Genomic DNA, 7,309 nt, shown 5'->3' on the forward strand with positions numbered 1-7,309 from the left:
AGAAGCCCTCGTTTCCCTCGGGTGAGACATGTGCGCGGCTTCGAATTCCGGTCGCGACGGCTCTGACGTTATCGTCGATATCGTCGACAACGGAGAAGGGATTGCATCGGATCGCAAGCAGGCGGTTCTTGCCGGCGTTGCTGATCGCGACGACCGCAAGAGCATCGGGGGGTTGTACAATGTGGACAGCCGCTTGCGACATTACTTCGGTAACGATCACGGTCTGGAGATCGTGAGCCCATTCCAGGGTGGACGCGGAACGTTCGTGCGCCTGCCTGCTGAGTTTGACGACGCGGCATTCTGAGCCGCCCCCTTTCGTGCGAACCAGTCGGTGAGGTTCACTCCCTTCTCCCGGTCCCTGGCATGGTTGAAGCGGGCCTCCACCTCACAGGGCCGACGGTCATCGCGATCAAGATGCAAGGATGACGTCGTAGCGATAGCGGGTCATTTCCTCCTCGCCCTCGCCCAGACGGAGATCGGCCTCGACCGCACAGGCCCTGTCCACCTCGGCAGCAAGCGCATAGAAATCTCCGGGATCGAGCCAGAGTTCCCCGGCCCCGATCGCACGAGCCCGTCGTTCGATATCCTCCTCGCCCGCCGCCTCTTCCTCGCCAAAGGCGAAGGTCGTCACCGCAATCAGATCTTTCATGGACGCGGCCGGAACATCGCCGACAACCACCCGTCCGTTGGAGCCGCAACAGGCGACCGCCTGTTCCAGAACGCGCGCCAGATACGCCCGATCCGGAAAATATTGAACGACCGAATTCAACAGCACGACATCGAACGTACCGAGCCTGCCCGGGTGGATCTGATCGGCCGACAGACACGCAGCATCCCAACGCGACGAGGGCCCGAACATCCGCTCAAGCCGTTCCTTAGCCGTCTTAACAGCCGTGGCGGAGAGATCGCATCCCCGGTAGCGCTCCACATCGCGCCGAAGAAGATTTTCGCCCAGAAGCTCGACCCCACATCCAACATCGAGCACGCTTTCCGGCTGAAACCGCATCACCCGGTCGGCCGTCACCTCCGCCCAGGCGCTGACGGCTTCATCCGGGATGGCCTGGCCGGTCAGAGTGGACGTGTAGCCGGTGCCTTGCGCAGCACCGGCCTCCTGCTGAACCTTGTAGGCCGCATCCCACACCGCGCCCCAAGTTCCGACATCGGCGTCCGCCGCCGCGGTATCGCCGCGTTTCTCGTCGCCACGCACCACATAGGCAGCCAGATACTTCTGTCCGTCATCGGTCTCGGCAAGTTTCACCACCGACTGTTCCACATGTTCCAGCCGGTCCAGAACCTTCTCGATCTCGCCGGGCTCGATACGGAACCCGTTGAGCTTCACCTGCCGGTCCTTGCGCCCGACATAGACGAGCTTGCCGTGGCCCCGACGTGCAACGATATCGGCCGGTCAGAAAGGCAAATGGCGAGGTCTCCGAACCGTCCCCGGAGAACTTGCTGGCATCGAGGTCCGGTCGCCGGAAATAGCCCGCCGTCACGCCCGGTCCCTCGATGCGCAGCTCGCCCTTGTCCGATGTTCCCTCGCCCACCAGAAGCGTGAAATCCGTCCCGGCAAGCGGCCGACCGATCGGCACGATTCCGTCCCCGTAAGAGAAATCCCGCGCCGCGAAACGATGCGCGAAGGACCAGATCGTCGTCTCCGTCGGGCCGTAGAGGTTCCACACCGCCTCGAAGCGTTCGTAGAGTTCTTCGGCAAGCGGATAGGGCAGCGCCTCCCCGCCGCACAGCACTCCGACACCATCCGCGCCCGGCCCGTCGGCGGCTGCGGCGGCAGAGGAAATCATCCGCCACATGGTCGGCATCGCCTGGATGAGGCAGCGCCCGCGCCCTGCCGCCAGCCGCAGCAACGCCTCTCCGCTCTTGGACCGAAGATCATCGGCCAGAATGGCCGTTCCCCCGCGCGAAATCGGCAGGAACAGCTCCAACACGGAAATATCGAACCCGACCGTCGTCGCCGCGACGAGCCGCCCCCAGGACGCGAAATCGATCTCCTTGTCGATCCCATCGAGGAAGTATTCGACATTGTGCCGCCGCACCATCACGCCCTTGGGCTAACCCGTCGATACGAACGTGAACATGATATAGGTGAGCGCGTTCCCGTCGCCGGGCACACGCATCTCACCCGCATGCCCCGCCCCCCCATCCGGTAAAGCAGCGACCTTATCAAGAGGCATCCCGCCGCGCGCGGGAAAGCGCGTTGCGTCCTGCCCCGCATCCACGACCAGAAGATCGAGTTCGGCGAGATCGGACACGAGCGCGTTGCGTGCCGGTGGCGAGTCCACCGGCAACGGAACATAGGCCGCCCCCGGATCCCAGATCGCCAGCAGGGCGGCGACGAGATCGTGAGAGCGCCGCATATGCACGCCCACCCGCGCACCGGGCGTCACGCCTTTTGCGCGCAGACGGTCCGCGATTGCATCGATACGAACGACGAGGTCTGCGTAGGTGATCGTATCCCTATCGCATTCGATGGCGGGACGGTCCAGGAACCGCGAACGAACGTCGCGGATCCAGGACAGGATATCGAGATCGGCCATAGAGTTTCTCTGCCGGATATGTCGATTTGAGAGACTTATTCGGGCAGAGACGCGGACACGCGCTCCAGCGTGACACCGGAAACCCACTTCGTCCAGATCGGGCGATAGGCCTTAAAGAAGTGCGCGGCCGTCTCCTCCGGCGAGGCCTCGTGCATGTGCATGTAGGCCGCCAGCTCGCCCATCGTGTCGGTGCCGATGAACAGCTTCTTCAGGAAGGCGACGATCTCCGGATTGCGGTCCGCCATGTCGCGCGTGACGTATTTCAAGATCGGAATGATCTCGTAGGCGCAGGCCTCGGAAGCGGGCACGCCCGGCTTGAACGGCGTCAGATGCTTCTCGATCGCAGCTCAGTACTTCGCGCTGTATTCCGGCACCTCGATCCCCGTCAGATCGATCATCGCGGGCAGCGCGCTCGGGGTACAGTAATAGGTCACGAAGGGGCGTCCGCCTCGTATTCGGCCATGACGATCTCGTTCAGTTCAGCCTCCGTCTTCGGCTCGACCGACGTGATCGTCTTGTCGAGACCGTAGGTCGCCAGTTTGATGAGATTGATCTCCCGACACGCCCAGCCGGGAATGCAGTTGACCAGCATGACCTCGTTGTCGGGTCGGTTCTCGCGGAAGGCGTCGGCATATCCCGCCAGATCGCCGATCTTCTTCAGGTCCGGCGCGATCGGCTTGATATCGCGCGCAGCATCCCCCTTCACCACATAGGTGGGAACGTAGAAACCTTGCGAGGCGGCTTCGTAGATCGCCCCCAGTTCCACGATCTTGTCGGCCACAACCTGATCGCACCCCCATTCGGCCATCAGGTTGTTGTACATTTCCAGGTTGACGTCCATCGTCCCCTCTTCCATGGCCTTGTGCATCTTGGGAACGTTGGAATCGACATCCTCCGCCTCGCGGCCGTAGCCGTTTTCGATGATGTAGATCGCGATCGCATTGCTGATCTGGATGTTCTCCCAACCGCCGTCATAGAAGGTAATCGGCCGGTCGTTTGAGGCCGCGAACGACGCGGCACACGACATCCCGACGAGAGCCAGGAACGATCACCGAACCGTCGGCGATCACCGCCCCCGACAGGGAAACGAAGGCCATCCATCCGAAGCCGCCGCCGAACAGCAACGCAAAGGCGATCACTCCGACGATGATCGGCGTGCGATAGCCAGTGCGAACGGACGGCTTTCGAGTCTGATCGCTCATCATCCGCCCCCTATCCGGTCGCCATGCGCGTCACCTTGCGCAACACGTCGCTATTCTCGCCGAGTTCATTCATCGTCCCGTTTGCCAACATCATCACCGTGCTGACGGCAACGATCGCCGAGGAACGGTGGGCCATAACGACCACAACGGAGCCCACCGCGTGCATCTGTTCAATGGCCGCGGTCAACGCCGCATCTCCATCCGCATCGAGGTTCGAATTCGGCTCGTCCAGCACCACGAGCCTCGGCCGACGATAAAGCGCACGGGCAAGGCCCACGCGCTGAACCTGTCCGCCTGATAACGGTCCGACCCGTTCCGAGATCATCGTTTCATAGCCATCCGGAAGCCGCAGGATCATATCGTGTACGCCCGCTATCTGGGCAGCACTCACGATCTCCGCGTCATCCGCATTCGGATCAAACCGGGCGATATTTTGCCGAATGGAGCCGGGCAAAAGCTCCACGGTTTGAGGCAGGTAACCGATATGGCGCCCGAGCGCCTCCTTGTTCCAATGCTCAAGCAAGGCCCCGTCGAGCCGAACGATCCCCGCGTCAGGCACCCAGGCCCCGATAAGCAACCGAACAAGCGTCAATTTCCCCGCCGCACTTGGCCCGATGACCCCCAAACCGTCGCCCGGCTCCAGATCGAAATTCACGTGAGAGAATCGCCCGTCGCTTATCCCCCGGCGCCACGCGCTCACCCGGCGCGAAGTGACTTGCGATCCGAACCTGCAGATGGCCTTCGGGTTCCGGCAATATCAGCGGCGTGGATGGAACGCTTGCCGAACCAAGATGGCCCTTCAACCGCCGGTAGGATTGGCGGGCGCGCAGAATCGAGCGCCATTGTCCGATTAGCTGGTCGATCGGCGCCAACGCCCGCCCGGCGATAACCGATGTCGCGACGATCGTGCCCGGCGTGATTTCCTGACGGATGGCAAGCCACGCCCCAAGCCCGAGGATTGCGGATTGCAGCAGCAACCGGCTCGCCTTGGAAATCGCGGCAAAGAGTTCGGCCCTTTCCCCGCCGGCCTGCGCGCGCTCGACGCCTTGCGAGTGGAGCTCCTGCCAATGGTCCGCGATATGCCCCAGTATCCCCATCGGCACGGTGCTTTCCGCGTGTCTGTGGCTTTGATCGGCAAACCGGGTCTCGGAAAGCTCAAGCACCATCGCCTGGCTCAGAGCCTTTCGGATGGAGAACTCATTCACCCAGGCGAGCACCGTGACGAACACGGCCCCGCCCAACGCCAACAAACCGAGATAAGAATGTATCAGAAAGGCGATCGCCAGATAGAGTGGCATCCAGGGCAGATCGAACAGACAAAGAAGCCCCGGACTTGCGAAAAACGAGCGCACGACCGCCAGATCACCGATCGGCCACCCCGCGCTGTCCGACAATCCTTTGGGAAATATAGGTTTTCATCGTGAGAGATCCGATCCGATCATCGAACCAATAGCCCGCCCGCGACAGGGCACGCGCCCTGATCGCTTCAAAGAGATCGAGAAAGAGGAACAGACCCGCGACGAGCGCGGAAAGTGCGATGAGGGTGGGAACGGAACGGCTGCTCAGCACGCGGTCATAGACCTGCAGCATGAAAAGCGGCCCGGTGAGCATCAGGAGATTGATCGCGAGACTGAACACACGCCGACGGCAACGAAGGCGCTCTTTAGTGCCTCGACCGAATCCTTCAGCGGATTCTTGCGATCGGGCATATCGGGCGATCGTAATCCTATCATTCACCACTCATGAGTCGCGCGGATCGCAATGACCGACGCTCAGGCAAACAGGCCTCGCTGGAAGATCTCGGAGCAAATTCCCGGTACCGACCAACCGGGGATTTCCCTGAGGCGTGATCGTCCAATTCGCGCCAGCCTCCGACGTCGACCCGCGTAGTAGAGCCTTCGGCCTGTTTCATTTCCGTTATTTTCTTTCGTTACGTTCGGAAGCTTACGGAAGGCCCCTGATTTATCAAGGCTCCAACGCAGTCTGTCAGGAAGCGAAAATTTCGAGGGAAGCAGCAGAATGGAGGCGCTTGCACGCGCGGCTCCAGATTTCGGGCGCGTTTGGGATATCAATGCGTCGGAGGGAGCTGGCTGATGCCGCCGGCCTGCGGTCACTAATCGGGGCCCTGTGTTTCAAACGCCAAAAGCGCCCTGGGGGGCGCTGTGTTTTGTATATCTTGGAAGATTTGGTTGCGGGGGCAGGATTTGAACCTGCGACCTTCAGGTTATGAGCCTGACGAGCTACCGGGCTGCTCCACCCCGCGCCAAGTGCGCGTCCACACGGGGAGACTGAACGTGTGGAGCTTACTGCTCCACTCGGGAGAATGTGTTGAGTGGAGGTTTATTGGAATGAACCGTTGAGAGGGAGTTTATGATGCCCTTTGCAGGCCTGGCGGTGACCTACTCTTCCGCGTCTTGAGACGAAGTACCATTGGCGCTGGGGAGTTTCACGGCCGAGTTCGGAATGGGATCGGGTGGGGGCTCCCCGCAATAGCCACCAGGCCGGCGAAGGGCATCATGTACAGAAGAAACTGGTTTTGTATTTCATCATCGAAGGATTGGATGATCATTGATTAATGAGAGTGATCAAGCCGAACGAGTTATTAGTACCGGTAAGCTGCATGCATTGCTGCACTTCCACACCCGGCCTATCAACGTGGTGGTCTTCCACGACTCTTCAGGGAGAACTCGTTTCGAGGTGGGTTTCCCGCTTAGATGCTTTCAGCGGTTATCCCGACCACATGTAGCTACCCTGCTATGCCGCTGGCGCGACAACAGGTCCACCAGAGATGTGTCCATCCCGGTCCTCTCGTACTAGGGACAGATCCTCTCAATTCTCCTACACCCACGGCAGATAGGGACCGAACTGTCTCGCGACGTTCTGAACCCAACTCACGTACCACTTTAATCGGCGAACAGCCGAACCCTTGGGACCTGCTCCAGCCCCAGGATGTGATGAGTCGACATCGAGGTGCCAAACGATCTCGTCGATATGGACTCTTGGAGATCATCAGCCTGTTATCCCCGGCGTACCTTTTATCCGTTGAGCGATGGCCCTTCCACGAGGGACCACCGGATCACTATGACCGACTTTCGTCTCTGCTCGACTTGTCAGTCTCGCAGTCAGGCGGGCTTATGCCATTGCACTCAACGAACGATTTCCGACCGTTCTGAGCCCACCATCGCACGCCTCCGTTACTCTTTGGGAGGCGACCGCCCCAGTCAAACTACCAGCCACACACTGTCCCGGATGCTGTGACATCGCGGTTAGACACCCATGCAGGTAAGGGTGGTATTTCAAGAATGGCTCCACCAAGGCTGGCGCCCTGACTTCAAAGCCTACCACCTATCCTACACATGCCGGCACGAATGCCAGTGTGAAGCCGTAGTAAAGGTGCACGGGGTCTTTCCGTCTGACCGCAGGAACCCCGCATCTTCACGGGGAATTCAATTTCACTGAGTCTATGCTGGAGACAGCGGGGAAGTCGTTACGCCATTCGTGCAGGTCGGAACTTACCCGACAAGGAATTTCGCTACCTTAGGACCGTTATAGTTA

8 protein-coding genes, 1 tRNA gene, 2 rRNA genes and 1 pseudogene (1 of these 12 only partly in view) are annotated in these 7,309 nt (G+C 60.5%); 1 reads left to right on the top strand and 11 read right to left on the bottom strand.

All coding sequences use genetic code 11. The features are described from left to right. The first annotated feature begins 28 nt into the window (after positions 1 to 28). Positions 29 to 304 carry a hypothetical protein gene (locus tag QNJ43_RS18895; protein ID WP_300472086.1) on the top strand — a complete coding sequence of 92 codons (276 nt, stop codon included), beginning with the start codon at positions 29 to 31 and terminating at the stop codon, positions 302 to 304. A 105-nt stretch (positions 305 to 409) separates the two neighbouring features. Here the strand turns inward: QNJ43_RS18895 and QNJ43_RS18900 are convergent, their stop codons facing one another. The 11 genes and pseudogenes from QNJ43_RS18900 to QNJ43_RS18955 form a co-directional block, all read right to left on the bottom strand. Further along, positions 410 to 1,339 carry a class I SAM-dependent methyltransferase gene (locus QNJ43_RS18900; protein ID WP_300472087.1) on the bottom strand — a complete coding sequence of 310 codons (930 nt, stop codon included), beginning with the start codon at positions 1,337 to 1,339 and terminating at the stop codon, positions 410 to 412. Continuing rightward, positions 1,236 to 2,552 (bottom strand): annotated as a pseudogene (locus tag QNJ43_RS27425) (AMP-binding protein). Before QNJ43_RS27425 ends, QNJ43_RS18900 begins: the two are co-directional and overlap by 104 nt. A 35-nt stretch (positions 2,553 to 2,587) precedes the next feature. Then, on the bottom strand, positions 2,588 to 2,860 hold the full coding sequence (locus tag QNJ43_RS18915) for a glycine betaine ABC transporter substrate-binding protein (protein WP_300472090.1): 273 nt from the start codon (positions 2,858 to 2,860) through the stop codon (positions 2,588 to 2,590). Between the two features lie 122 nt (positions 2,861 to 2,982). Continuing rightward, positions 2,983 to 3,579, bottom strand: coding sequence for a glycine betaine ABC transporter substrate-binding protein (locus QNJ43_RS18920; protein ID WP_300472091.1), 597 nt, complete (start codon positions 3,577 to 3,579; stop codon positions 2,983 to 2,985). Beyond that, complete coding sequence (locus tag QNJ43_RS18925) at positions 3,524 to 3,754, bottom strand: hypothetical protein (protein WP_300472092.1); 231 nt, start codon at positions 3,752 to 3,754, stop codon at positions 3,524 to 3,526. Before QNJ43_RS18925 ends, QNJ43_RS18920 begins: the two co-directional genes overlap by 56 nt. Positions 3,755 to 3,764: 10 nt before the next feature. Beyond that, positions 3,765 to 4,409 (bottom strand): ATP-binding cassette domain-containing protein, encoded by a 645-nt coding sequence (locus tag QNJ43_RS18930; RefSeq protein ID WP_300472093.1) that lies wholly within the window; start codon positions 4,407 to 4,409, stop codon positions 3,765 to 3,767. Then, positions 4,306 to 5,148 (bottom strand): hypothetical protein, encoded by an 843-nt coding sequence (locus tag QNJ43_RS18935; protein WP_300472094.1) that lies wholly within the window; start codon positions 5,146 to 5,148, stop codon positions 4,306 to 4,308. Before QNJ43_RS18935 ends, QNJ43_RS18930 begins: the two co-directional genes overlap by 104 nt. After that, positions 5,117 to 5,392, bottom strand: coding sequence for a hypothetical protein (locus QNJ43_RS18940; RefSeq protein ID WP_300472095.1), 276 nt, complete (start codon positions 5,390 to 5,392; stop codon positions 5,117 to 5,119). The genes QNJ43_RS18935 and QNJ43_RS18940 overlap by 32 nt, the downstream gene beginning before the upstream one ends. A 548-nt stretch (positions 5,393 to 5,940) precedes the next feature. Beyond that, positions 5,941 to 6,017 (bottom strand) — tRNA-Met (locus QNJ43_RS18945). A 123-nt stretch (positions 6,018 to 6,140) separates the two neighbouring features. Continuing rightward, a 5S ribosomal RNA gene (gene rrf / locus QNJ43_RS18950) occupies positions 6,141 to 6,255 on the bottom strand. An 80-nt stretch (positions 6,256 to 6,335) separates the two neighbouring features. Further along, positions 6,336 to 7,309: ribosomal RNA gene (locus QNJ43_RS18955) — 23S ribosomal RNA — on the bottom strand (it continues 1,767 nt past the right edge of the window).

Origin of the sequence: Breoghania sp. (genome assembly GCF_030066895.1) — a bacterium.
In the GTDB taxonomy this organism is placed as follows: Bacteria; Pseudomonadota; Alphaproteobacteria; order Rhizobiales; family Stappiaceae; genus Breoghania.